Origin of the sequence: Proteus sp. G3927, assembly GCF_963894685.1 — a bacterium.
Classification (GTDB): domain Bacteria; phylum Pseudomonadota; class Gammaproteobacteria; order Enterobacterales; family Enterobacteriaceae; genus Proteus; species Proteus mirabilis.
The window spans coordinates 103,058-128,528 of record NZ_CAWQGX010000027.1 but is presented as its reverse complement, the minus strand read 5'-3'; the positions used below and the strand labels follow the sequence as shown (position 1 = coordinate 128,528).

24 protein-coding genes are annotated in these 25,471 nt (G+C 38.9%); 21 read left to right on the top strand and 3 right to left on the bottom strand.

What is annotated here, in order from left to right; translation table 11 throughout:
* The first annotated feature begins 819 nt into the window (after positions 1-819).
* The 15 genes from flhD (at position 820) to AACV00_RS10005 (ending at position 18,765) form a co-directional block, all read left to right on the top strand.
* Positions 820-1,170, top strand: coding sequence for a flagellar transcriptional regulator FlhD (flhD, locus tag AACV00_RS10075; RefSeq protein WP_004243568.1), 351 nt, complete (start codon positions 820-822; stop codon positions 1,168-1,170).
* A 2-nt stretch (positions 1,171-1,172) separates the two neighbouring features.
* Complete coding sequence (flhC, locus tag AACV00_RS10070) at positions 1,173-1,754, top strand: flagellar transcriptional regulator FlhC (protein WP_004243567.1); 582 nt, start codon at positions 1,173-1,175, stop codon at positions 1,752-1,754.
* A gap of 134 nt (positions 1,755-1,888) precedes the next feature.
* A complete protein-coding gene (gene motA / locus AACV00_RS10065) occupies positions 1,889-2,782 on the top strand; it encodes a flagellar motor stator protein MotA (protein ID WP_004243566.1) in 894 nt (297 codons plus the stop codon).
* Between the two features lie 2 nt (positions 2,783-2,784).
* On the top strand, positions 2,785-3,834 hold the full coding sequence (gene motB, locus AACV00_RS10060; protein ID WP_004243565.1) for a flagellar motor protein MotB: 1,050 nt from the start codon (positions 2,785-2,787) through the stop codon (positions 3,832-3,834).
* Positions 3,835-3,869: 35 nt separating this feature from the next.
* Positions 3,870-6,089 carry a chemotaxis protein CheA gene (gene cheA / locus AACV00_RS10055; protein ID WP_004248350.1) on the top strand — a complete coding sequence of 740 codons (2,220 nt, stop codon included), beginning with the start codon at positions 3,870-3,872 and terminating at the stop codon, positions 6,087-6,089.
* A gap of 21 nt (positions 6,090-6,110) precedes the next feature.
* On the top strand, positions 6,111-6,611 hold the full coding sequence (gene cheW, locus AACV00_RS10050) for a chemotaxis protein CheW (protein ID WP_004243558.1): 501 nt from the start codon (positions 6,111-6,113) through the stop codon (positions 6,609-6,611).
* Between the two features lie 347 nt (positions 6,612-6,958).
* On the top strand, positions 6,959-8,665 hold the full coding sequence (locus AACV00_RS10045) for a methyl-accepting chemotaxis protein (protein WP_004243557.1): 1,707 nt from the start codon (positions 6,959-6,961) through the stop codon (positions 8,663-8,665).
* A gap of 59 nt (positions 8,666-8,724) precedes the next feature.
* The gene (locus AACV00_RS10040) at positions 8,725-10,371 is read left to right on the top strand and encodes a methyl-accepting chemotaxis protein (protein ID WP_004248349.1); all 1,647 of its coding nucleotides are present in this window, start codon (positions 8,725-8,727) and stop codon (positions 10,369-10,371) included.
* Between the two features lie 6 nt (positions 10,372-10,377).
* Positions 10,378-11,268 carry a protein-glutamate O-methyltransferase CheR gene (gene cheR / locus AACV00_RS10035; RefSeq protein WP_004243555.1) on the top strand — a complete coding sequence of 297 codons (891 nt, stop codon included), beginning with the start codon at positions 10,378-10,380 and terminating at the stop codon, positions 11,266-11,268.
* On the top strand, positions 11,261-12,313 hold the full coding sequence (locus AACV00_RS10030) for a protein-glutamate methylesterase/protein-glutamine glutaminase (RefSeq protein ID WP_004243552.1): 1,053 nt from the start codon (positions 11,261-11,263) through the stop codon (positions 12,311-12,313). Before cheR ends, AACV00_RS10030 begins: the two co-directional genes overlap by 8 nt.
* 59 nt (positions 12,314-12,372) lie before the next feature.
* Positions 12,373-12,762 carry a chemotaxis response regulator CheY gene (gene cheY / locus AACV00_RS10025; RefSeq protein WP_004243551.1) on the top strand — a complete coding sequence of 130 codons (390 nt, stop codon included), beginning with the start codon at positions 12,373-12,375 and terminating at the stop codon, positions 12,760-12,762.
* A 9-nt stretch (positions 12,763-12,771) separates the two neighbouring features.
* A complete protein-coding gene (gene cheZ, locus AACV00_RS10020) occupies positions 12,772-13,428 on the top strand; it encodes a protein phosphatase CheZ (RefSeq protein ID WP_004250768.1) in 657 nt (218 codons plus the stop codon).
* Positions 13,429-13,856: 428 nt separating this feature from the next.
* A complete protein-coding gene (gene flhB / locus AACV00_RS10015) occupies positions 13,857-15,005 on the top strand; it encodes a flagellar biosynthesis protein FlhB (protein WP_104459757.1) in 1,149 nt (382 codons plus the stop codon).
* Positions 14,998-17,088: a flagellar biosynthesis protein FlhA gene (flhA, locus tag AACV00_RS10010; protein WP_004243546.1), complete on the top strand. Its 2,091-nt coding sequence runs from the start codon at positions 14,998-15,000 to the stop codon at positions 17,086-17,088. Before flhB ends, flhA begins: the two co-directional genes overlap by 8 nt.
* 411 nt (positions 17,089-17,499) lie before the next feature.
* A complete protein-coding gene (locus tag AACV00_RS10005; protein ID WP_104731697.1) occupies positions 17,500-18,765 on the top strand; it encodes a two-partner secretion domain-containing protein in 1,266 nt (421 codons plus the stop codon).
* A gap of 150 nt (positions 18,766-18,915) precedes the next feature.
* On the opposite strand, the gene AACV00_RS10000 is transcribed toward AACV00_RS10005, so the two are convergent.
* The 3 genes from AACV00_RS10000 to flgA all read right to left on the bottom strand — a co-directional run bounded on the left by AACV00_RS10000 (position 18,916) and on the right by flgA (position 20,750).
* Positions 18,916-19,356, bottom strand: coding sequence for a flagella synthesis protein FlgN (locus tag AACV00_RS10000; protein ID WP_107336930.1), 441 nt, complete (start codon positions 19,354-19,356; stop codon positions 18,916-18,918).
* Positions 19,357-19,367: 11 nt separating this feature from the next.
* The gene (gene flgM, locus AACV00_RS09995) at positions 19,368-19,667 is read right to left on the bottom strand and encodes a flagellar biosynthesis anti-sigma factor FlgM (protein WP_004248342.1); all 300 of its coding nucleotides are present in this window, start codon (positions 19,665-19,667) and stop codon (positions 19,368-19,370) included.
* A gap of 426 nt (positions 19,668-20,093) precedes the next feature.
* Entirely contained in the window at positions 20,094-20,750 is a 657-nt protein-coding gene (gene flgA, locus AACV00_RS09990) for a flagellar basal body P-ring formation chaperone FlgA (protein WP_004243539.1), read from the bottom strand.
* Positions 20,751-20,959: 209 nt separating this feature from the next.
* On the opposite strand from flgA, the gene flgB reads away from it, so the two are divergent.
* The 6 genes from flgB to flgG are packed head-to-tail and all read left to right on the top strand — an operon-like array spanning position 20,960 to position 25,418.
* The gene (gene flgB / locus AACV00_RS09985; protein ID WP_004243538.1) at positions 20,960-21,373 is read left to right on the top strand and encodes a flagellar basal body rod protein FlgB; all 414 of its coding nucleotides are present in this window, start codon (positions 20,960-20,962) and stop codon (positions 21,371-21,373) included.
* Positions 21,374-21,378: 5 nt separating this feature from the next.
* Positions 21,379-21,783: a flagellar basal body rod protein FlgC gene (flgC, locus tag AACV00_RS09980; RefSeq protein ID WP_004243537.1), complete on the top strand. Its 405-nt coding sequence runs from the start codon at positions 21,379-21,381 to the stop codon at positions 21,781-21,783.
* Positions 21,784-21,795: 12 nt separating this feature from the next.
* The gene (locus AACV00_RS09975; protein ID WP_004248339.1) at positions 21,796-22,590 is read left to right on the top strand and encodes a flagellar hook assembly protein FlgD; all 795 of its coding nucleotides are present in this window, start codon (positions 21,796-21,798) and stop codon (positions 22,588-22,590) included.
* 28 nt (positions 22,591-22,618) lie between these two features.
* Positions 22,619-23,839: a flagellar hook protein FlgE gene (flgE, locus tag AACV00_RS09970; protein WP_004243535.1), complete on the top strand. Its 1,221-nt coding sequence runs from the start codon at positions 22,619-22,621 to the stop codon at positions 23,837-23,839.
* A 21-nt stretch (positions 23,840-23,860) separates the two neighbouring features.
* The gene (locus AACV00_RS09965) at positions 23,861-24,616 is read left to right on the top strand and encodes a flagellar basal body rod protein FlgF (protein ID WP_004248338.1); all 756 of its coding nucleotides are present in this window, start codon (positions 23,861-23,863) and stop codon (positions 24,614-24,616) included.
* A gap of 19 nt (positions 24,617-24,635) precedes the next feature.
* On the top strand, positions 24,636-25,418 hold the full coding sequence (flgG, locus tag AACV00_RS09960; protein ID WP_004243533.1) for a flagellar basal-body rod protein FlgG: 783 nt from the start codon (positions 24,636-24,638) through the stop codon (positions 25,416-25,418).
* Positions 25,419-25,471 lie beyond the last annotated feature (53 nt).

Below are 25,471 nucleotides of genomic sequence, written 5' to 3'. Positions count from 1 at the left end.
TATAAGGTAAGATGCATAACTAGGAATTTAATTTTGTATAACTTATCCTGCTAATGTAAGAGTGTTATGTTTTATCTTTATGAATTTTAAGTGTAATTTTTTTTATTTAATTAATTTATAAAATTAGATAACTCAAATTAATTATGATTGGTTGTTTTTTATACCAATTGTAAATAAAAAGTGATCATTTATGGTGTTTTCGGTAAATGACTAAAAAAACTATATCTATAGAAATATTTATTAAACACAAGTGCTTTGTTCAGACAAAGATGAGGAGGAGCTATGGCAATATATGTTACTGTGATCGAAAAAAACTTCAATTTTAGATTTGTCAATTTTTTATGCTGTATTTTTAGGTTTATAAGTTTAATAGATCGTATAAAATAAAAAATTATCATTAATATTTTAATTTGGGTAGATTCGCTTATTAATTCTCAGCAAGTTTTATTACTAATATTACTTGAATAGTTAATGAACTAATTCCATAATAATGATTATCTTTTTGTGATGTAACTCACATAGTATTTAAATTAGACTACTTTATCCGTTGAATAACTTAATCATTAAGGAGTAAAGTTATCTCGTTAGGATTATTCTTAACATGATATATTGGCGAGCATTTAAAATCCTTTTTAATTTAAATGTTTTTCTCGCTACTTTTTGAAATGATCGTAATCAAGTAATACAAGGTAGTGTTACTACGAGTCATATTCATAAAATGGGGCCTGGAAATTCAATATACATTTATATTAATTTCCTCGGGATCTTACTTTAAACAAGATCCTCTTTGTTCAATATAATCGGACGGGATGTAAAGAGATGAGTACGGTTGAATTGCTTAAGCATATTTATGACATAAATTTATCGTATTTGCTTTTGGCGCAGAGGTTAATTAACCAAGAAAAGGCTTCCGCAATGTTTAGACTGGGTATCAGCGATTCTATGGCTGATGCACTAAAAGAGCTAACATTGCCTCAATTGGTTAAGTTGGCTGAAACAAACCAACTAATCTGTAATTTCCGGTTTGAAGACAGCGAAACAATAGAACAACTCACTAAAGAATCCAGAGTGGATGATTTGCAACAAATTCATACTGGTATCCTTCTTTCTTCTAACTTGTTCCGTCAACTATCGGAACATGATACCTCTGCTACAAAGAAACGGGCATAACAATGAGTGAGAAAAGTATCGTCCGAGAGGCGAAAGATATTCGCCTAGCAATGGAATTAATCACCTTAGGTGCTCGCTTACAAATGCTTGAAAGCGAAACGCAATTAAGTCGAGGGCGTTTAATTAAATTATACAAAGAATTAAGAGGAAGCCCTCCTCCTAAAGGTATGCTACCTTTTTCAACAGATTGGTTTATGACATGGGAACAAAATATCCATTCTTCAATGTTTTATAATGCTTACCGCTTTTTATTAAAAAGCGGGGGGAGCGTAGGTGTTGAAGCTGTTGTAAAAGCCTATCGTTTATATTTAGAACAATGTCCACCCGTTAAAGATCAAGAACCTATTTTAGCACTAACACGAGCATGGACATTAGTTCGTTTTGTTGAAAGTGGTATGTTACAACTTTCTGTATGTACCAAATGTAATGGTTCATTTATTACACACGCACATCAGCCTGCAAGTAATTATGTTTGTAGTCTTTGTCAGCCTCCATCTCGGGCAATAAAAAAACGTAAACTTTCCGCCAATCCTGCCGATATTAACTTACAACTGTTGGATGGTCTTGAACAGTTTGCAATGTGATTCGAGATTGAAAGTTAAATATCAGGTTATAGATTAAAGACTCTATAACCTGAGTTGTTTCCTCTTCCCCTCCTATCTCCTTGCGGTTATGTTCGCCATTCTCTCTATAACGAAATTAGCTAAAGGGATATCGCGTGTTAGTACTCTTAGGATATATCGTGGTGATTTGTGCTGTCCTCGGAGGGTTTACCCTCGTAGGTGGACATCTAGGCGCATTATATCAACCCGCTGAATTTTTAATTATTTTTGGTGCCGGTATCGGTGCTTTTGTTGTAGGTAATAATGGTCGTGCGATCGTATCAACGGTAAAAATCCTACCGAAATTACTTCGTAACACTAACTACAATAAAGCGATGTATATGGATCTAATGGCATTAATGTTTCGTTTGCTGTCTAAAGCGCGCCAAAACGGCATGTTGGCATTAGAGAGAGATATTGAAAATCCACAACAAAGTGACATTTTTTCCCAATATCCTCGCATTATGAAAGACGTTTATATGCTCAGTTTTATTACTGATTATATGCGTTTGATGGTGACGGGGAATATGAATCCTTATGAAATTGAAGCACTAATGGACGAAGAAATTGCCACTTTTGAAGAAGAAAGTGAAGTACCTGCGGCGGGGCTCTCTACGATGGGCGATTCATTACCCGCATTTGGTATTGTGGCCGCGGTTATGGGGGTGGTTAATGCGCTAGGTGCTGCCGATAGACCTGCTGGGGAAATGGGGGCACTTATTGGTCACGCAATGGTAGGTACTTTCTTAGGTATTTTATTAGCTTATGGCTTTGTTTCACCATTAGCTTCTCGTATCAGACAACGCTCTAGTCAACAAATGAAAATGATGGAGTGCATTAAGACCACCCTGTTATCTAGCATGAATGGATATGCACCACAGATAGCGGTTGAGTTTGGTCGTAAGACCCTCTTTCTGGCAGACAGACCTTCATTTATTGAATTGGAAGAACATGTACGTCAGGTACGGACACCGATGCAGGCAAATCCTGATGCAATGAAAGAAGAGTAATTATGAAAAGTAATTCACAGATAATCAGAGTTAAAAAGCGAGGGAAAAAACAGCACAACGCACAACATGGTGCGTGGAAGATAGCTTACGCTGACTTTATGACTGCCATGATGGCTTTCTTTCTGGTGATGTGGTTACTTTCTATCGCTAGTCCTCAAGAGTTAACTCGTGTTGCTGAATATTTTCGCACACCTCTAAAAGTTGCCATTGAAAAAGGCCGCGTTAGTGGAGACGTGACAAACCCGATACCAGGGGGAGGACGTGATCCTGTGTATAACGAAGGTGATGTACTGCCAAAAGGTGTCGAAGATAAACAGCTCAATGAAAAACAGCAATTCCGTAAACTGAAAGAGAATTTAGAGCAAGTTATTTTACAAGATCCTCGCTTAAAAGATTTAAAACCTCATTTATTAATCGACATGATGGACGAAGGCTTACGTATCCAAATTATAGATAAAGAAAGCCGGCCAATGTTTAAAGTTGGTAGTGCCACTGTTGAACCTTATATGAAAGATATTTTAACTGCGATAGCGCCAATACTAAATGACTCGCCTTATAAAATCAGTTTATCAGGTCATACCGATGATATTCCTTATGCGAGTGGTGCACTCAAATACAGTAACTGGGAGTTATCAACGGATCGAGCCAATGCATCTCGTCGAGAACTTATTGGTGCAGGGCTTGCAGAATGGAAAGTACTACGGGTTGTAGGTATGGCATCAACTGTTCACTTAGTAAAAGAGGATGGTTTTGCTCCGGCGAATAGAAGGATCAGTATATTAGTTTTAACTAAGCAGGAAGAAAAGAAAATCGTACATGAAAATGAGCGGGTTGCACCAGCAATAAAAGAGGCATCAGAAATTAAACCTCTGCTTTCAGGGCAAGAAACCCCACAAGAAAACGGAGAAAATACACAGACGAATTCGTCTGTGTCTTCTTCTACATCTAAGCTTCCCGAATCAAAAAAGGAAAATGTTGAAACAGGAGTTTCTGGGGAAAGTTTGCCATCACAATCGACAAATATTACGACAAAACAGGAAACAACTCCTTAGTTTGTATGTAATCGCGTAAAGGTGAATGAGTAACGATGGATATTACCGAGTTTTATCAAACATTTTTTGATGAAGCAGATGAGTTGTTAGCTGATATGGAACAGCATTTACTGTTACTTGATCCGCAAAATCCAGATCAAGAGCAGTTAAATGCTATTTTTCGTAGTGCGCACTCCATAAAAGGAGGGGCCGCAACATTTGGCTTCGTTAAACTTCAGCAGACCACTCATGTGCTGGAAAACTTGCTCGATAGTGCAAGACGCCATGAAATGGTACTTACCGATGACATTATTAACCTGTTTCTGGAAGCGAAAGATATTATGCAACAGCAATTGGATGCACATAAAAACTCACAAGAGCCAGACGAGGAAACATTTAACTATATTTGTGAGAAGTTGCGTCAGTTAGCTCTAGAAGTCAAAGAGGAACAATCAACTCAATTAGGTGAGGGGAATGACTCAGTATCTTTAGCTGAAAGTAATGCCCCAACGGAGAACATCACTCCTGTTTCTGCAGTACATCATACTGACGATGAGCTTAGTAAAGAAAATCAACCACTAGCAACGGCTAATACACCAAATACTGACGGTCTTTATCAGCATCATATTATTTTATCTGATTTAAAAGAAACCGATATTGATTTAATGCTAGATGAATTAAAGCATCTGGGTGAAGTCAGTCAGGTTGAAAAACAGCACCATGGGTTGGAAGCGGTATTAAAAACCACAGCAACTCAAGAAGATATCAGTGCGGTATTATGTTTTGTGATTGAACCAGAACAGATTTCCTTTGCTAACGTTGCTGCTACTGAGGAAAAGGTAAAGTCTACAGATAAAACGCAAGAGCAAGCCGAACACTCACCCTCATCTGTGACAGAAAGTATCCAGCCTGCTGCTCAAACAGAGCAGCCAGCTACGATAGAAAAAAACGTTGCTGAGTTGAATAAAAATAGTCAAGCAGATGAAGTGACTAAAGTTGCCACAACCTTGCCACCAACTGCGACACCAGCGCCTGCGCGAAAACCTGTTGTTGCTCAGGCCAAAACGGAATCAACCAGTATTCGCGTTGCGGTTGAAAAGGTGGACCAACTGATTAACTTGGTCGGGGAATTGGTGATCACTCAGTCTATGTTAGCGCAACATAGTGACACGCTTGAGCCATCTATTCATAGTGATCTACTCAGTTGTATTGCACAGCTACAGCGTAACTCTCGTGATCTGCAAGAGTCAGTGATGTCTATCCGTATGATGCCGATGGAATATGTTTTTAGTCGTTTTCCGCGGGTCGTTCGTGATTTAGCTGGCAAAATGCATAAAAAAGTTGAGTTAAATATGATTGGTAGTTCAACTGAACTTGATAAAAGTTTAATTGAGAAAATCATCGATCCTTTAACTCACTTAGTCCGTAATAGTCTTGATCATGGTATTGAAATGCCTGCCGATCGCATTGCCGCGGGCAAACCAGAGGCGGGTCAATTAACGCTTTCAGCAGAGCATCAAGGTGGCAATATTTGTATTGAAGTGACAGATGATGGTGCTGGATTAAATCGTGAGCGTATTTTGAAAAAGGCGATATCATCGGGCTTAGCTGTTTCTGAAAATATGAGCAATGAAGAAGTTGCGATGTTGATATTTGCGCCAGGTTTCTCTACCGCTGAGGTTGTCACCGATGTTTCTGGACGTGGTGTGGGTATGGATGTTGTAAAACGAAATATCCAAGAAATGGGTGGGCAAATTCAAATTAGTTTTGAAGTTGGAAAAGGCACACGCATTCGCATCTTGCTGCCACTCACATTGGCCATTTTAGATGGCATGTCAGTAAAAGTGAATGATGAAGTATTTATTTTACCATTAGGAACAGTGGTTAGCTCATTACAACCTGAAGAGGAAGATATTTATCCTTTAGCAGGAGATGAAAAATTATTGCAAGTAAGAGGTGAATATTTACCGCTTATTGAATTACACCGTACTTTTAATATTGAAGGTGCGCAAACCGATATTACTCAAGCGATTGCGGTTATCGTACAAAGTGCAGGGCGCCGTTATGCTTTATTGGTCGATAAGTTAGTTGGTCAACATCAAGTGGTTGTTAAAAATATAGAAAGCAATTACCGAAAAGTACCGGGTATTTCTGCTGCCACAATCATGGGCGATGGTAGTGTTGCTTTAATTCTTGATGTTCCAGAATTACAACGTTTAAGTCATTCTCAAATGACAGAAAAGAAAAAGAATACAACTGCGCATACAGTTATTTAATAGTGAGGATAAAATAAGATTATGGCTGCGGAACATTTCGAGAAATTATCCGGTGAAACTGTTGGACAAGGATTTCTAATTTTTACGTTGGGCAACGAAGAATATGGCATTGATATTCTAAAAGTACAAGAAATTCGGGGCTATGACCAAGTCACTCGTATTGCGAATGCACCTAGTTTTATTAAAGGTGTGACCAATTTACGGGGGGTTATTGTACCTATCGTTGATCTACGAATTAAGTTTTCACAAGAAAATGTTACCTATAATGACAACACAGTGGTGATCGTGGTTAATTTACTCAACCGTATTGTCGGCATTGTTGTTGATGGTGTTTCTGATGTATTAACCTTAAAACCTGAACAAATCTGTCCTGCTCCTGAATTTGCGGTAACAATGTCAACAGAATATTTAACAGGATTGGGTACTTTAGATGAAAGAATGTTAATTCTGGTTGATATTGAAAAATTACTCAATAGCGAAGAAATGGAATTAGTTGATAGCGCAACAATTATGGCTAAATAAAGTTTAGCCTATTAATCTTATTCTTTAATACTGTTCCGGCTATCTTGCCGGAATAGTTTTTTCAATTATTTGTTATTTCTTGGGGCTTTAATATTAATTAAGTGAAATTAAATCAGAAAGAGTACTTTTAATTTTAGTTAAGTTATTTTTTTTAAATGTATTAACTAAAAAATGAATGTGCATTATGCCTAGCAGGTTTTTAAAATGAGAATTTAAAATATAACTTATTGATATTTAATTTATTTATTGTAAATAGAAAATAGTATCTATATAGGATAAAACCTATAAAGTTTCTCTTAAGTCTGCCGATAACTTGGTCATACCATCTATTATAAAAAGGGAAACTCATGTTTAGCCGAATGAAAATAGTGACTGGGTTGTTATCCATTCTTCTGTTGTTTGGTGTTTTGCAGTTTATCTCCGGGGGTGTTTTTTACTCAAATCTCAGTGAAACAAGACAAGATCTGGATAAAACTCTCACAATACAAAAACAGCGTGAACGTTTAGATGAAAGCTGGGCAAACTTATTGCAAGCGCGTAACAATATCAATCGTGCAGCTATAAGCTATCTGTTACAGGATAAAGATCTGAATGTTGATAGCTCGTTGTCTGTAGAATATTTAACTGGTCTGGCACGTAAAAATATGTCTCGGGCCGATGATAAATTTAAAGAGTTTGAACAGCATATAAATGCTTATCAAATTCATTCAGAAGAAGAAATACGCAATTTAAAAGGGCGTTTTATTGAGTATTTTTCTGCATTAAATCAGTTAGAAATTTTACTGCAAGATAAAAACTTAAAAGATTTTTTCGAACAACCAACGACTTCTTATCAAGATGGTTTTTATAAAGAGTATCTTGCTTATGTTATGCGTAATGAGAAGTTTAATAATCAATTAAATAGTGCATTAGAAGCTTCTCATCAGCGTTCTATTATCACGATGGTGATATTAGCCATTATTGTTGTTACAGCACTCATCATTTGTTGGTTTGCACTACGCAATGCATTAATTCGACCACTTAATTCATTGTTATTAAATATTAAAGCATTTTCTGAAGGGGATCTACGTCCCGATATCGAGGTGCATGGACGTAATGAAATGAGCTTATTAGCAAGTGGCTTAAAGCACATGCAACAAGAGCTTATACATACTGTTCGTGGTGTTTATCAAAGTACTGAGAATATCTATAACAGCACCAGTGAAATTGCCGCAGGTAATAATGATTTATCCTCACGTACTGAGGAGCAAGTTGCTTCATTAGAAGAGACTGCTGCGAGTATGGAGCAGTTAACGGCGACAGTAAAACAAAATGCTGATAACGCACGCCAAGCAAGTAACCTTGCCAATGATGCCTCAGATATTGCCCGCCAAGGTGGAAAAGTTGTGGCTAATGTGGTGCAAACGATGCACGACATAGCCGGAAGTTCTCAAAAAATCACCGATATTACAGCAGTGATTGATGGTATCGCATTTCAAACCAATATTTTGGCGTTGAATGCGGCTGTTGAAGCTGCGAGAGCCGGTGAGCATGGTCGCGGATTTGCGGTAGTTGCCGGCGAAGTCCGTAATCTTGCACAGAGAAGTGCAGAAGCTGCTAAAGAAATAAAAACGTTGATTGAAGACTCTGTTAGTCGCACTGAAACCGGATCGGTATTAGTTGAAAGTGCAGGGGAAACCATGACTCGTATTGTCGAATCTGTGACACGTGTTACCGATATTATGGGGGAAATTGCCTCGGCATCGGATGAACAAAGTCGAGGAATTTCACAAGTGGGTCTTGCGGTTTCTGAAATGGATCGTGTTACTCAGCAAAATGCCTCTTTAGTAGAACAATCTGCCGCCGCTGCTGCGGGTCTTGAAGATCAAGCAGTTGCATTAACCCGCTTAGTTTCCATCTTCAAATTACCGGGTCAGGAAGAAAAAGCATTAGAGAAAAAGGAATTGGATGCACTCCCTGTAGTACAAGCCGCTGCTCCACTTATAAAACCAGGAACCTCAGAAAAGAAAAAGAGCAGCAGTGTTGAAGATCCCGCTAACTGGGAAACTTTCTAACAACAACAAGTGGCTGACAAGCGGTAGTGATTTGCTACCGCTTATAACGAGGTGAAGGCATGTTTAGGTTTCGTAAATTAAAGATATCCACCAGTCTCTATTTATTACTGATGATGTTTTGTGTGATGCAAGTTATTTCCAGTGGGATCTCACTGGGAATTATTCATTTAAACAACAATCAGATCACTAGAATTGATTTAGATACTGCTAAGCGAGATGAATTAGGATTAAGTTGGGTATCTTTAGTACAAGCACGTAATGCAATAAATCGCGTTGCGATAGGAATGAAAACTGAACAGTCAACAGATTATATCCAATCTATTGAATCAATCGCATTATCACGTTTGGAAACAGCAAATACTCATTTTCAAAATTTCCTTACAGATATTAATCAAGAGGTTATTCCACAAGAAGAAAAAGAGATTTTTAATACCGTAAAAAATGATTATCACGTTCTTTATAGTGCACTAATTGAATTACATGGCATGTTAAAAAAAGGCGATTTTCAAGGGTTTTTAGATCAACCAACGGAACGCTATCAAACTGCAATGGAAAATTCATTTAATACCTATATGAATTACGTTCAACACGAAGTGGCTGATTCGATAGAACAAGGACATCATTTTTATACTATCGCTATTTTAATGTTTATTGGCGCAATCACCATGGTAATTGTGGTGTCAATCGCCTCTCATCGCTGGTTAAGTTTTAATATTATTAAACCTTTCGCAAGTTTAAGCCGTTACTTTAATGATGTCGCAACAGGCAAATTAAATCGTGAAATTCTGGTTTTTACTGATGACGAAATAGGTGACATTTTTAGACGGTTACGTGAGATGCGTGGCGAGTTGGCGCGCTCTATTCGTATTGTTCGTGATAACAGTCAGGCGATGTATTCGGGTATTCAAGAAATTTCCAAAGGTAATACCGATTTATCCTCGCGCACAGAACAACAAGCTGCTTCTTTGGAAGAGACGGCTGCGAGTATGGAGCAATTAACGGCGACAGTTAAACAAAATGCGGATAACGCATTACAAGCGAGTAAGTTGGCGGAATCTGCATCTGAAACTGCACTACGAGGCGGTGAAATTACTCACAGTGTGGTCGAAATGATGGATGCTATTACTCAAAGTTCTCAAAAGATAGGCGCTATTATTAGTGTCATTGATGGTATTGCCTTTCAAACCAATATCTTAGCGCTTAATGCTGCGGTAGAAGCGGCGCGAGCGGGTGAACAAGGACGCGGTTTCTCAGTTGTTGCAGGAGAGGTGCGTAATCTTGCTCAGCGTAGTGCTGAAGCGGCTAAAGAAATTAAAACACTTATTGACGAGTCTGTGTCTCGAGTCTCTCAGGGATCTCGATTAGTAAATGATGCGGGGCAAACGATGGAGGAGCTTGTCACATCTGTAAATAAAGTCACTGAGTTAATGGCCGAAATTGCCTCGGCTTCAGACGAACAAAGTAGAGGTATTCACCAAGTTGCTGATGCTGTTAGTCAGATGGATCAGGTGACACAACAAAACGCTGCTTTGGTGGAGCAATCAGCATCTGCTGCCACAGCATTAGAAGATCAGGCTAACAACCTGGTTAATGCTGTATCGGCATTCGAATTGCCTGACACGGATGAAGACGGATCTTCTCACTCCTTAGAAGGTAATGGGTTGAAGAAAGCAGATAAAAAATCATTTTTTAAAAAGACCCATTAAAAAATAATGAAACGTAATGTTACTGAAGAATTGCCAGATATCGCTGCTCAACCGTTAGATTTTTTTTCTGAACGGTTTATGTTGTCCGATGATCAGTTTCAATCAATCTGCCAATTGATTTATCAAAAAGCAGGTATTGTGCTGACTAACAACAAACGGGAAATGGTTTATAACCGTCTCACGAGGAGGTTACGTGAATTACGGATGAATAACTTTGGTGACTATCTTGCGTTTCTAAAAAGTGATGTATGCAACCCTGAATGGCAAGAGTTTATTAATGCGTTAACCACAAACTTAACTGCATTTTTTAGGGAAGCACATCACTTTCCTATTTTGGCTAAACACGCCAAAAACAGGGCAGGAGGAGTTTACCGAGTATGGTGTGCTGCCGCATCTACTGGAGAAGAGCCTTATTCAATAGCGATGACTTTGCGCGATGTTTTTGGGGATAACCCCTATAAAACAAAAATTATTGCCAGCGATATCGACACTAATGTGTTGGAAAAAGCCCGTAAAGGTGTTTATCGACTGGAAGAGTTAAAAACGTTAAACGAAGAATATTTGAAAAAATATTTTCTCAAAGGTGTTGGTGATTTTGCCGGATACGTGAAAATTAGACCACAAGTAAGTGAAATGGTCACTTTTCAGTATTTGAATTTACTCGACAAGCAGTGGAAATTAGAAGGGCCATTTGATGCGATTTTTTGTCGTAATGTCATGATTTATTTTGATAAAACGACACAGCAAAGCTTACTTCATCGATTTATACCATTGCTTAAACCCGATGGAATGCTGTTTGTAGGGCATTCTGAAAATGTGAGCCAACTAAGCAAGGATTTTTACTTGCAGGGGCATACGGTTTACGGGCTGACACCAGCAAGGAGAGGTTATGAATAAAATAACGGTACTCTGTGTTGATGATTCGGCGTTAATGCGCCAGATCATGCGAGAAATAATTAATAGTCACCATGATATGGAGGTCGTTGATTGTGCGCCAGATCCGATAGTCGCTCGTGACTTAATAAAAAAGTTTAATCCACAGGTATTGACGTTAGATGTTGAAATGCCACGCATGGATGGTATTGATTTTTTGGAAAAATTAATGCGCTTACGCCCTATGCCAGTGGTGATGGTTTCATCACTCACAGCCAAAGGTTCAGAAGTGACATTAAAAGCATTAGAACTGGGGGCGGTTGATTTTGTCACTAAACCTCAGTTAGGTCTACGTGAAGGAATGTTGGCCTACAGTGAACTTATTGCAGAAAAAATCCGAGCAGCGGCTCAGGCAAGAATTAGTCGTCATGAAACGAAAACATTACCGTCTAAGTCGTTATCATTTACTCCCATGATTTCGAGTGAAAAGTTAATCGCTGTTGGTGCTTCAACAGGGGGCACGGAGGCCATTCGTCATTTTTTAGAGCCATTACCTATTACCAGCCCTGCAGTATTAATAACCCAACATATGCCGGCGGGGTTTACTCATTCATTTGCAGAGCGGTTAAACCGTTTATGCCAAATCAGTGTGAAAGAAGCTGAAGATGGAGAACGGGTTTTACCTGGACACGCCTACATCGCACCGGGTGATTATCATATGGAGCTTCGTCGTAATGGTGCTAATTACCAGATCCATATAAATAAAGATCCTGCGGTAAATCGGCATCGACCTTCTGTTGATGTGCTATTTAATTCGGTTGCTAAATATGCGGGACGTAATGCTATTGGTGTCATTTTAACAGGGATGGGCAGTGATGGTGCTACAGGTTTATTAGCAATGCGTCGTGCAGGTAGCTACACATTTGCACAAGATGAAGCAAGTTGCGTCGTCTTTGGGATGCCTCGTTCCGCGGTCGAATTGGGAGCCGTAGATGAGGTAAAAAGTATAAGCTCAATGAGTAAAGCCGTGCTGATGAAAATCAGCACAACACAATCATTGCGTATCTGATTAAGTTCAGTTTAAACAGCAACACAGTAATTTGCCAATATATTTTGAAGGAGTTTTCAATGGCAAGTAAGGATCTGAGATTTTTAGTGGTTGATGATTTTTCAACAATGCGCCGCATCGTTCGTAATTTACTAAAGGAGTTAGGATTTATGAACGTAGAAGAAGCAGAAGATGGTGCTGACGCGTTAGCCAAGTTACAGAGTTCGGCATATGATTTTGTTATCACCGATTGGAATATGCCCAATATGGATGGGTTAGAGTTGCTGAAGAATATTCGTAGTGACGCAGGGCTTGCAACGCTTCCCGTTCTGATGGTGACCGCCGAAGCGAAAAAAGAAAATATTATTGCTGCTGCGCAATCAGGAGCAAGTGGATATGTTGTTAAACCTTTTACTGCAGCCATTCTTGAAGAAAAACTCAATAAAATTTTTGAAAAACTGGGCATCTAAGGAGTCGCAATGAGTGGGGATCCAATTATGCCGAAAGATAATGTCGAAATAACGTCAGATATTATCAGTCGGATCGGACAATTGACGCGTATGTTACGCGACAGTTTGCGAGAATTAGGATTGGATAAAGCAATAGCAGAAGCAGCAGAAGCCATTCCTGATGCAAGGGAAAGATTGGACTATGTTGCTCAAATGACCGCTCAGGCAGCTGAGCGTACATTAAATTGTGTGGAAGCTGCGCAACCAAAACAGGATGAGTTAAGTAGTCATGCAACTAAGTTAACTGAACGCTGGGATCAATGGTTTGAGCATCCAGAAGATCTCAAAGATGTACGCTCTCTTGTAACGGATACCCGCAATTATTTGCGGGATATCCCTGAAAGTGCGGCTTTTACAAATAGCCAATTACTTGAAATTATGATGGCGCAAGATTTCCAAGATTTAACAGGCCAAGTGATTAAACGTATGATGAGTGTGGTTCAAGAAATTGAAAAACAACTTGTTATGGTATTAATGGAAAATCTGCCACCAGAGCAACTTGAAAAATCCAATGCGAAAAAAGAGAGTGATTCATTATTAAATGGCCCACAAGTCAATAAAAACAATGCTGGTGTGATTAAGAATCAAGATCAGGTTGATGATTTACTGGAAAGTTTAGGTTTCTAATCTATTGGTGAGTTTAGGGCGATAAGGACATAACTGGCTTGCAGGAGGCATTCGCTCTATCTCTGCTCTTTGAGGATGTTCTATTTTATGGATAAAAAACAACCAAAAAACAGGTTGATAGCGCAGGCTATTGAAGAAAATGTAAGCCGCTTTATCTAAGCGGCTTTTGTTTGATGGTGAGAAATACACGCTTTTACTTTATATTCACCACAGAATTATTCTTGCGATAAACTCTCCATATTTGCACCAAATAAATATGTTGTTTCAAAGGTGATGTGTAAGTAGCACACTTTTTTGCTGTTTATACCTTCATAGCCCAAAAAGCCCCGTAAATTTGCGATTGTTCAACCCATCAATTTCTTCTGAATTTGTCATGCTAAGAGACATTTCATTCAGGCTTTAATCTAATTATCTAAATCGGACAGACTGTGGCTGAAGATAGCGATCTCGAAAAGACAGAAGAACCCACTCCCCATAAACGGGAAAAAGCGAAAAAGGATGGGCAAATTGTTCGTTCCAAAGAGCTTTCGTCCGTATTAATGATTTTAGGGGGCGTCAGTTTACTGTGGATGAGTGGGCGTTTTATCACTCGTGAGCTTTATGCCATGTTAACGGAAGGTTTTACTTTTAATCACCACATAATCGGCAACGAGAATTTATTGATCCCCCGTTTTGCCAGTTTAATGAAACAGGCTGTATTTGCGTTATCGCCAGTGTTTCTAGGCTTGGTCTTAGTGGCAATTGGTGGTTCAGCCGTATTGGGGGGGATTAATTTTAGTAGCAAATCTATCAAGTTTGATCCGAAAAAATGGAACCCTATTTCTGGCTTAAAACGTATTTTTTCAATGAATGCGTTAGCTGAATTATTTAAAGCGATTTTAAAATCACTCTTTGTCGGCTTAGCCGCAACGGTTTTCTTATGGCACAACTGGAACGATATTCTTCATTTGATCACGCTTCCTCCTTTAAGTGCTTTAGCTAATGCGATGCAACTGCTTATTTTTGCGGTCTATATTGCGGTTTTTATGCTTATCCCGATGGTGGCATTCGATATTATTTTTCAAATTCGTAGCCATTTGAAAAAGTTACGCATGACACGCCAAGAAATCAAAGACGAATTTAAACAACAAGAAGGTGATCCGCAATTAAAGGCGCGTATTCGCCAACAACAACACGAGATGTCGCGGCGACGAATGATGGCAGATGTGCCAAAAGCAGATGTCATTGTCACTAACCCAACGCATTACGCGGTTGCTTTGCAATATAACGACAAAATGGTTGCCCCAAAAGTACTTGCTAAAGGGGCGGGTGTCATTGCCTTAAAAATTAAAGAAATTGGTGCTGAACATCGAATTCCGCTTCTAGAAGCGCCACCGCTTGCTAGGGCGTTATATCGTCACAGTGAGATAGGACAGGCTATTCCTGCAACACTCTATGCCGCTGTTGCAGAAGTTTTAGCTTGGGTCTATCAACTGAGACGATGGAAAACCGAAGGTGGTTTAAAACCTAAACAACCTATGAACTTGCCAGTGCCTCCCGCACTGGACTTTGCTGGAGAAGATAATCGTCATGGCTAATTTGGCCTCATTACTCCGCTTGCCGGGAAATTGGAAAAGTTCTCAGTGGCAGATACTGGCAGGGCCAGTACTTATTTTGCTTATACTGTCAATGATGGTACTGCCATTGCCACCTTTTCTATTGGACTTATTGTTTACCTTTAACATTGCCCTTTCTATCATGGTGCTATTAGTGGCCATGTTTACTAGGCGCACATTGGACTTTGCTGCCTTTCCTACAATACTCCTGTTCACTACATTGTTACGCTTATCGCTTAACGTTGCATCAACACGTATTATCTTGATGGAAGGACATACAGGTTCAGCAGCTGCAGGGCGTGTTGTTGAAGCTTTTGGTCATTTCCTCGTAGGTGGCAATTTTGCTATCGGTATCGTTGTTTTTATCATTCTTATTCTGATTAACTTTATGGTTATCACCAAAGGTGCAGGGCGTATTGCTGAAGTAGGAGCACGCTTTGTATTAGATGGGATGCCGGGTAAGCAGATGGCTATCGATGCTGATTTAAATGCTGGGATCATAAACGAAGAAGAAGCTAAAAAACGTCGTAAAGAAGTCTCGCTTGAGTCTGACTTTTATGGATCTATGGATGGTGCAAGTAAATTCGTCCGAGGGGATGCGATTGCCGGCTTAATGATCTTGGTAATAAACGTCGTTGGTGGTTTAGTGGTCGGTGTTGCACAACATAATATGGCACTTAACGATGCGGCAAGCACTTATACCTTATTAACCATCGGTGATGGGCTGGTGGCACAAATACCAGCACTGATTATATCAACAGCGGCGGGTGTTATTGTTACTCGCGTTGCAACCGATGAAGATGTCGGTCAACAAATGGTGACGCAACTCTTTGATAACCCTCGTGTACTAATGCTAACTGCGGGCGTTTTAGGATTGCTGGGGTTAGTACCAGGTATGCCAAACTTTGTTTTCCTCTTCTTTACGGCTGCATTAGCAGGATTAGGATGGTATATCTTAAAACGCCATAGCAGTCCTCAAGTGCAACAACAAAAAGAGTTGGAACAAGTTGAAAAACAAAATCGGGTTGTTGAAGCCTCTTGGGAAGATGTGCAATTAGAAGATCCGCTGTCAATGGAAGTGGGTTATCGTCTTATTCCCATGGTCGACAATCGCCAAAATGGTGAATTGTTAGGTCGAATTAGTGGTATTCGCAAAAAGTTTGCACAAGAAATGGGGTATTTACCTCCTGTTGTACATATTCGCGATAATATGGAAGTAAAACCTTCCTCCTACCGCATTTTAATGAAAGGGGTAGAAATCGGCCATGGCGAAGCTCATCCTGGGCGTTGGTTGGCCATAAACCCCGGTAATGCAGTCGGAACGCTAGAAGGTGATAATACTCAAGAGCCGGCATTTGGTTTACCTGCAGTATGGATTGATGACAGTTTAAGAGAGCAAGCACAAGTACAAGGCTATACGGTTGTGGCGGCAAGTACGGTGATTGCAACACATTTTAATCATGTACTTAACCAATACGCATCAGAGTTATTTGGTCGCCAAGAAGCGCAAATGCTATTTGATAGGGTAAGCAAAGAACTACCGAAAATGACGGAAAATATGATCCCCGATATGCTGTCATTAACGGTGTTACATAAAGTATTGCAAAACCTGTTGGCAGAGCAAGTGCCTATTCGCGATATGAGAACCATATTAGAAGCACTTGCAGAGCATGCACCTGAGCAAAAAGATCCGGCAGAATTAACGGCGGTAGTTCGTGTTGCATTACGCAGGGCGATAACACAACACTGGTTTGGTGATAAAGAAGAGATACAAGTTATCGGATTAGATGCGGGACTAGAGCGTCTATTATTACAAGCGATGCAAAGTGGGGGGGGATTAGAGCCTGGCCTTGCTGAAAACATTGAACAACAAGCCTTAGATGCGGTACGCCGTCAAGAGATGTCAGGGGGCGTGCCAGTACTCTTGGTTAACCATGCACTACGTTCGCTGTTATCACGCTTTTTACGCCGTAGCTTGCCACAGTTAGCGGTATTATCAAATATGGAAATTAGCGAAGGTCGTCATATTCGTATGACATCAATGATTGGTGGACAAAATCATTAATTATTAATCATTGATAAAAATCTACTAAAACCACTAAATCATCATTTAGTGGTTTTTTTTAGTTTAAATAAGAAGAATATAAGTAATTGTTCTATATATAGAGTATATTTTTAAATAAAATTAATATTAAGCATGGATATGGTGAGATTTATTTTGATAAAGAAGCTTATAGAATAATAGAAAGAAAATTAAATATTAATGGCTTGTTTGGTAATAGGGCTGTTTATATATCTTATTATTAATATTTAAAGATATTATTTGTATTTTTTAATATAAATACTTAATCGTTAATATATTATTTATATGTTTTTTTAATGCTTTGTCTATATGTTTTTTATATGGATTTTTTTTAAAATTAATTGTTCCTTGTGCTAATTATGATAATCAGTTTTAAAACCAAAGGAAATGTCCATGAAAAAAAACGCTCTATTTACTGTCTCACTGTTATCTGTATTTATTTCATTATCTTGTTATGCTCATCAAGATGTTATTTTACATGCTGATTCATTATCAGATGCAAAAGTATCTATTAATGATGACACAGGGAAAACACAAATTGAAGTGATAAATACTAATCAAGATGGTACCGCCCATATCTATTATGATCGTCTTGATGTTGGTGATTTTGGTTTATCATTAAAAAATAATGCTGAAGCAGAATTAATTATTAATGAGGTTGTTTCTAAAGAGTTTTCAATTCTAAGAGGTGAGCTTGAGTTACAAGGAAAAAAGGCGACAGTGGTTATAGCTAATCCTAATGGAATTATTTGTCATGATTGTTCTTTCTCTGGAATTGATGATGTTAAGTTAATTACTGGAAGCAGTACAGGGAAATTTTCTAAGACATTCACTATAGCTGGTATAGATTCGAGTGTTGTTTTTGATATGAGAAATAAATTAGATAAAAATGAACATATGCATATTCATCGCAATTATAAAGATATTTCATCTGGAATAATAAATATTATCTCTAATGATATAGACTTGATTAAAGGTGATTTAAATGCTGAATATATTCGTTTTGATATGGGGTTAAGTGAGTTTAATCTTGGAGCTAAAAATGATTATAATAAATACAGCCATTTTTTGTTAAGGACAGAGGCAGGAATAAATAGTCGATATTTAATAATAAAAACAAAAAAGGGTGATATTTATAATCATGGTAATATAAATACTTTGTCACTAAATCATGAGTCTTATAACTTGATTAACATAGGAAACATAAATATAAATCAAGATGATAATTTATATAGAACAGCTTATGATGGGACGAAACAATCAAAAGTAATGGTTTATAATTATTCTTCTTATCTTAATAATTCATCATTTAATGTTAAAAATAGTATTCTATTTATGAAAGCGGATACGTTGCTTTTAGATAGAACATTTAATATTGATGATAGTTATTTATATGGAAGAGTAGGAACCCTAGGAACCATAGGAATAGGTAATATATCATTGTCGTATAATAGTGTTTTTCATATTGTCGCTGAGGATAGTATATCTCTTGGTGGTAAAATCCAGGGGGATGGTCATGTTATATTACAATTAAATGATGATAAAGTTGATATTGAAGGTAAAAACTTGTTAATAGGAACAGAGGGATTAAGATTAGAGGGGGGAACAAAATATAAATTAGGTAGATCAACTATTATAGATTATACTGAATACAAATAAGGCTATTTTAATTATTACTATCGATTTAAATCCTAACGCTAATTCAATATTTATCTGAAGGTTGTTACATATAAATCAATATATTAAATAAAATACTCCCTGTATTATATTGAGATAATACAGGGACTATTCTTTAATTATAAAAGAAAATTATATTTGTATTTTTCGCCCAGCTAATATTGAACGCTGTGCTTGCCCATCTGCACCATAAAGTGTTGGGCTATGATTTTTCTGTAGAAAATGTAGCGTTTCACTATTGCGAGTAATATGTTGCTCTAACAATAAGCCATTGTGTTGATTAAGATGTTTTAACTCTTCCGTTAGATCAACCAGTTGCCCCCATAAATCAGCTAAAAAAGGCTGTCCTTGATAGGGTCTATCAATACCGACTTGTTTACTGAGTATTTGACGTTTTTGATCGGTATGACCTAGGGCTGTTAATACAAAATTCTTCTGTTCAGTTAGTTCATGCAGCTTATTGATATCAATACTTCCTGCACATAATAACTGTTGCTCAGCACGTAAAATACTCGCAATGGTATTGAGCTGTGATAACTGAAGATCTAAGGTCTGGCGGAGTTCTTCCATCATAATCTTTAATATTATTTAGTTATGCTTTCAGCAGCTTCTCGGAAAAGTGCTTCCGCAATTTTGCTACTGTCCATTGTTAATGTTCCATCGGCAATCGCTGCTTTTAAACGGGCAACTTTCTCGACATTGATGTCTTGATTGCTAGGTTGAACTAATTTTTTCTGTGCTTCACTTAGTTTCACAGAAGTATCACCTGCCATTGCTTTTGTTTGCGTATTACCGGTTTTTCGTGCTTCTTGGGCACCTTCATTAAGGTTACGCTGAGAAATGGCCGTGATTGGGATAAGTGGATTTGTGCGTTCAATACTCATAGGAAAATCCTTTGTTAGGCATCAATTAATCGTCAGATGAAGCCATTGTAAACAACCTATGTGTTTTCGCCTATCATCTTGTAGCTTTATATCGGCAGTGTAGATATAAACTTTAATGTTATCTTACTCGTCATACTTCAAGCTGTAGCGTTGTTGGCGTCACTCATTCGCACTAGTCACATACTTATGTATGCTCCTAGCAACTCATTCGCTTGCCGCCTAGCTACAACTTGAATTATTTAGAGTATTTTCTCGTCATACTTCAAGCTGTAGCGTACTCATTAGCACTAGTCTACAAGCAGCGTTTTTATTCAACTTATAGTGCAAGAGAGTTTACCTTGCCTTGCTATCATTAAAACGGTTAACAAGTCATTTAATATAGGCTTATTCTGCTTATCGTTACCTTTAATTGTTATCTTTAATGTATTACAAGGGGATACGTACAGAGCCATTTTCCAGCGCTTCACCAGTAATAATTTGCCCTGATTTGACCCGTATACGAATACTTTCATTGGCAACGGCATTGTTAATCGCTTTTCCTTCATAACGGATTTGAAAGTGATCACCTTGTGCAAAAACCGTTACAGTCTGCCCCGCTAAAATGGCCCAAGGGCGACGAACCATAGTTGATGTTATTGGTTTTTCGGTCGCAATATGGCGCATAGCAATGGCATTTTTAATAAAAACAGCATCTCTTAACACGTCATAAGGTAGCTTTTCTAAATCTCCTTTTATGATCTTAATCGAAGATTTTGTTATTACATCATCACGATTAATCTCTTTTTTAGCGACTAAATATTGTCCATAAACACTCACATCTACTTGTATAAAACGACGTTGATTATCGCACTGAATGGGGATAGAAAGACGTCCCCAGTTGCGAGAGCCTGCATGCTGTAGGATTTCTTGTTGTTGGCAATGTGGCCATTTATCCTCTGGGGTTAAAACGGTTACGGTGACTTTATCGTCTTTGTGGTGGCGCGTTTGGAAAAATTGCTGTAGCGCTTCGGGTAGGGGATTGGCTATACCGCTATTTACTATAAAGAAAAAAGAAATAACACCGATAAACGTTCTAACAGACATAGTTTGTATCACCTTATAAAGTTTATGCTAATGGTGTGGTTAAACTTATTTAGCCAAAATAGTGTACATCCTCTTCACATACCTTAAACGCATAAATAGCAATTCAATTTACCCCTATTCCTCCAATCATCTTTTTTTTGAGCGTTTATTCTGTTAACTGAAATTGTTTTATCAGCTGAGGTGAGTGGTTTAGCCACCAAGGATAGAAGATGCTCGATAAATTAGAAAATACGTTTCATTTTCAACAAGAAGCGCTTTCACTACGTAATAAACGCCAAGAAATTTTGGCGGCAAATATTGCTAATGCTGATACGCCAGGCTTCCAAGCACGGGATATTGATTTCGCGGCTGAGTTGAAAAAAACCATGGAAAATGGGCGTACTGGTAGTCATGGATTGCAACTGACAATGACATCAGAACGCCATATTCCCATTAAGCCCGGTTATCGCTTAGAGGCTGATTTGCTTTATCGGGTTCCTCATCAAACATCGATGGATGGTAACACGGTCGATATGGATATGGAACGGAGCAATTTTGCCGATAATAGCGTTAAATATCAGGCAGATGTGACATTTATTAACTCTCAAGTTAAAAGCATGATGGCTGTATTGCAACAAGGATAAAGAGTATGTCTTTATTTAGTATTTTCGATATTTCAGGTTCTGCACTTTCAGCACAATCACAACGTTTAAACGTCAGTGCAAGTAATATGGCCAACGTAGATAGCGTTGTGGGGCCTGATGGTGAACCTTACCGTGCAAAACAAGTGGTTTTCCAAGTGAATGCGCCAGCGGGTCAAGATATTGGTGGTGTTCATGTTACGCAAGTAGTGGATGATCCGACACCCTTTCGTATGGAATACCAGCCAGGAAATCCATTTGCAGATGAAAAAGGCTATGTGCGTAAGCCTAATGTCGATGTAGTCGGTGAAATGATCAACACCATTTCGGCGTCAAGAAGTTATCAGGCTAACGTTGAAGTGATGAATACAGCGAAATCGCTGATGCAAAAAACGTTAATGATAGGTCAATAGGGAGAATAAATTGTGGGTATTTCTGCCTCAATGAATGAACCTACTGATAATACCATTATCGGGGAAGCGCCTTCATCCTACCACACTAAAAAAGGGGGGAGTGATGATATTAAAGGTAATTTCCTGACGTTGCTTATCACGCAGATGCAAAACCAAGATCCCACCAATCCAATGCAGAATAATGAGTTAACGTCACAGTTAGCACAGATTTCTACGGTTGAAGGGATAGAGACGCTAAATAAAACAGTCAATACTATTGTTGGGCAAATTGACCAAAGTCAGGCATTACGTGCGACCTCATTGGTTAATCATATGGTGATGATTGCCGGTAATGAAATCAGCGTTGATAAGATTAATAATGGTGAAAACGCTGGATCTGATACAGATAAAGATACAGATACAACACCTGATACTAAATTAGGTAAGTTACGTGCATCTACTGATGCGACAGATAATGAAAATATCTTCTCCAGCGCTTTTGGTTTTGAATCCTTTAGTCCAATAGATACGCTTACAGTCAATATTACTGATAGTAGTGGGGCTAAAGTTCGCACGATCGAAATGAATTCAAAAATTCTGCCGGATGTTTATCACTTCTTTTGGGATTGCACTGATGATGATGGTAATAAAGTTCCTACTGGAAAATATCAATTTACAGTAAATGCCACATTTAATGATGCTCAAGTTCCAGTAAAAACACTTAAAAGTGCGATAGTCAATTCCGTTTCTATGAAAGAGGGAAAACCTCATCTTGATGTTGGCCTCGGTGTCATCGTTTCATTGGACGAAATTCGTAAAGTTTTTTAATCAACATTAATTCAATAATGGAGGGCGCATGTCCTTTTCTCAAGCAGTCAGTGGTTTAAATGCAGCAGCCGCTAATTTAGATACTATTGGTAATAATATCTCAAACTCTGCAACCTACGGTTTTAAGGGGGCAACAGTCTCTTTTGCCGATGTTTTTGCCGGCTCTGGTGCAGGGCTTGGTGTAAAAGTATCAGGCATTAGCCAAAACTTTAAAGATGGTAGTATCACTACTACTAACCGCCCAACCGATGTGGCGATTTCTGGTGGTGGTTTCTTCCGTATTGAAGATAGTAACGGTGGCGTTTTCTATTCACGTAATGGTGAATTTGGCAAAGATAAAAACGGCTATCTCACTAATATGCAAGGCATGCGTATTACAGGTTATCCAGTACAAAACGTAGACGGTAAAAATGTAGTACAAAAAGGGGCAACACCAACGCCTATCATTATTCCTACCGATATGATGAATGCAAGTGCAACCGATAAAATGGATATGACGGTTAACTTGAATTCAGCTGAAGAGGCTATCGATCAAACAACACATAAATTTGATCCCAAAGATAACGATTCTTATAACTTTAGTACTAACGTGACAACCTACGATAGCTTAGGTAATGAACATAACCTGAACTTATTCTTTGTTAAAACCAAAGATAACGAATGGAGTGTTTATGCTCAAGACACCACAACAGGTGAGCCAGCACAAGATCTGGGTAAATTAGTTTATAAGGATAACGGGGTACTAGATGAAACAGCACCTAAGCTGAAAAACTTTACTACCGTTGCTTATAAAGGTTCACAACCCATGGATATGGAAATGAACTTTAGTGGTAGTACGCAGCAAAAAGTCGCTGAATCAAGTGTCTCTAAACTCGCGCAAAATGGTTATCAAGCAGGGGAATTTACCAATTTCCGTATTGAGCCAGATGGTTCCATTATGGCGACCTACTCAAACCAACAAAGCCAAGTGGTTGGTCAAATCGCATTAGCTAACTTTGCCAATCCTGGTGGCTTAAGTTCACAAGGTGACAATATGTGGTCTGAAACCAATGGTTCAGGCTCACCCATTGTTGGTGTGGCAGGCTCTGGCGTATTCGGTAAATTAACCAACAATGCCTTAGAAGCCTCTAACGTAGATATGAGCCAAGAGTTAGTTAACATGATTGTTGCTCAACGTAACTATCAATCTAATGCGCAGACTATCAAAACTCAGGATCAGATCCTGCAAACACTAGTTAGCATGCGCTAATAACGCAGGAAATCATCTGTTATGGATCATGTGATTTATACCGCGATGGGCGGTGCCAGACACTCAATGGAAAACCAAGCTGTCGTGGCGAACAATTTAGCAAATGCATCAACACCAGGGTTTAAAGCGCAACTTAGTGCGATGCGAGCCGTACCTATCAATGGCGAAACCTTACCGACGCGTACACTTACCGTCGCGTCAACGCCCGGTAGTGATCAGCGTCAGGGAACGATGAATTACACCGGCAGACCGATGGACGTTGCTTTAAGTGATAATGGCTATTTGGCTGTTCAACTTGAAGATGGTACGCAAGCGTATACCCGAAACGGCAATATTGAGCGTAACGCTGATGGCATGTTGATGGTACAAGGCCGTCTTTTGATGGGCGATAATGGCGCAATTGAAGTGCCACCACAAGCGGAAATTAGCATTGCTAATAACGGCATTGTCACGGCTCATGTCCCTACCGATCCACCAAAAATGCTAGGGCAAATTGGTCGCCTAAAAATGGTGAAGCCAGAACAAAATGATTTGGTACGAGGCGATGATGGTCTATTTCACCTATCACCTCAAGGTACAGCACGAGTGGGTGAAACGTTACCTGCGGACGATAACGTCAAAGTCCTTGCTGGTGTATTAGAAGGTAGCAACGTCAATCCTGCTGAAGCTATGGTCGATATGATTGCCAATGCCCGCCGTTTCGAAATGCAAATGAAGGTGATCCACAGTGCAGATGATAATGCGCAGCGCGCTAACCAATTGCTATCAATGAGTTAAATAGTGTAAGGGGAAAACCATGATCCGTTCTTTATGGATTGCTAAAACAGGGTTGGATGCACAACAAACTAACATGGATGTGATTTCCAACAACCTCGCAAACGTCAGCACAAATGGTTTTAAACGCCAGCGTGCGGTTTTTGAGGATTTACTCTATCAAACTATTCGTCAACCGGGAGCGATGACATCCGAGCAGACGAATGCGCCTTCTGGTTTACAAATTGGTACTGGTGTTCGCCCAGTGGCGACAGAACGTTTACATAGCCAAGGTAATTTAGCCCAAACTAATGGTACGCGTGATGTTGCTATCAAAGGGCAAGGTTTTTTCCATGTTCAATTACCTGATGGTACGGATGCTTATACTCGTGATGGCTCTTTTCAAATGGACCAAAATGGGCAATTAGTGACCTCCAGTGGCTTTCAAATCGTCCCAGCGATTATTTTGCCAGAAACCGCTAAAAAGGTGATGGTAGGTCGTGATGGTATTGTCAGTGTGGAGATTGAAGGATCGCCTGCACCTCAACAAGTAGGACAATTAACCCTCACCACATTTATTAATGATAGCGGGTTAGAAAGTGTTGGGGAAAATCTGTACTTAGAAACAGCCAGCTCCGGAGCACCCACTGAAAATGCGCCGGGTATTAACGGTGCAGGCTTGTTATATCAGGGATATGTTGAAACCTCTAACGTTAATGTCGCGGAAGAATTGGTCAATATGATCCAAACTCAGCGTGCTTATGAAATTAATAGTAAAGCGATTTCAACTTCTGATCAGATGTTACAGAAACTCACGCAACTCTAATTTCGTTGATTCATTTGCCTGACAGAATTTCTGTCAGGCGTATTACTAAAAGA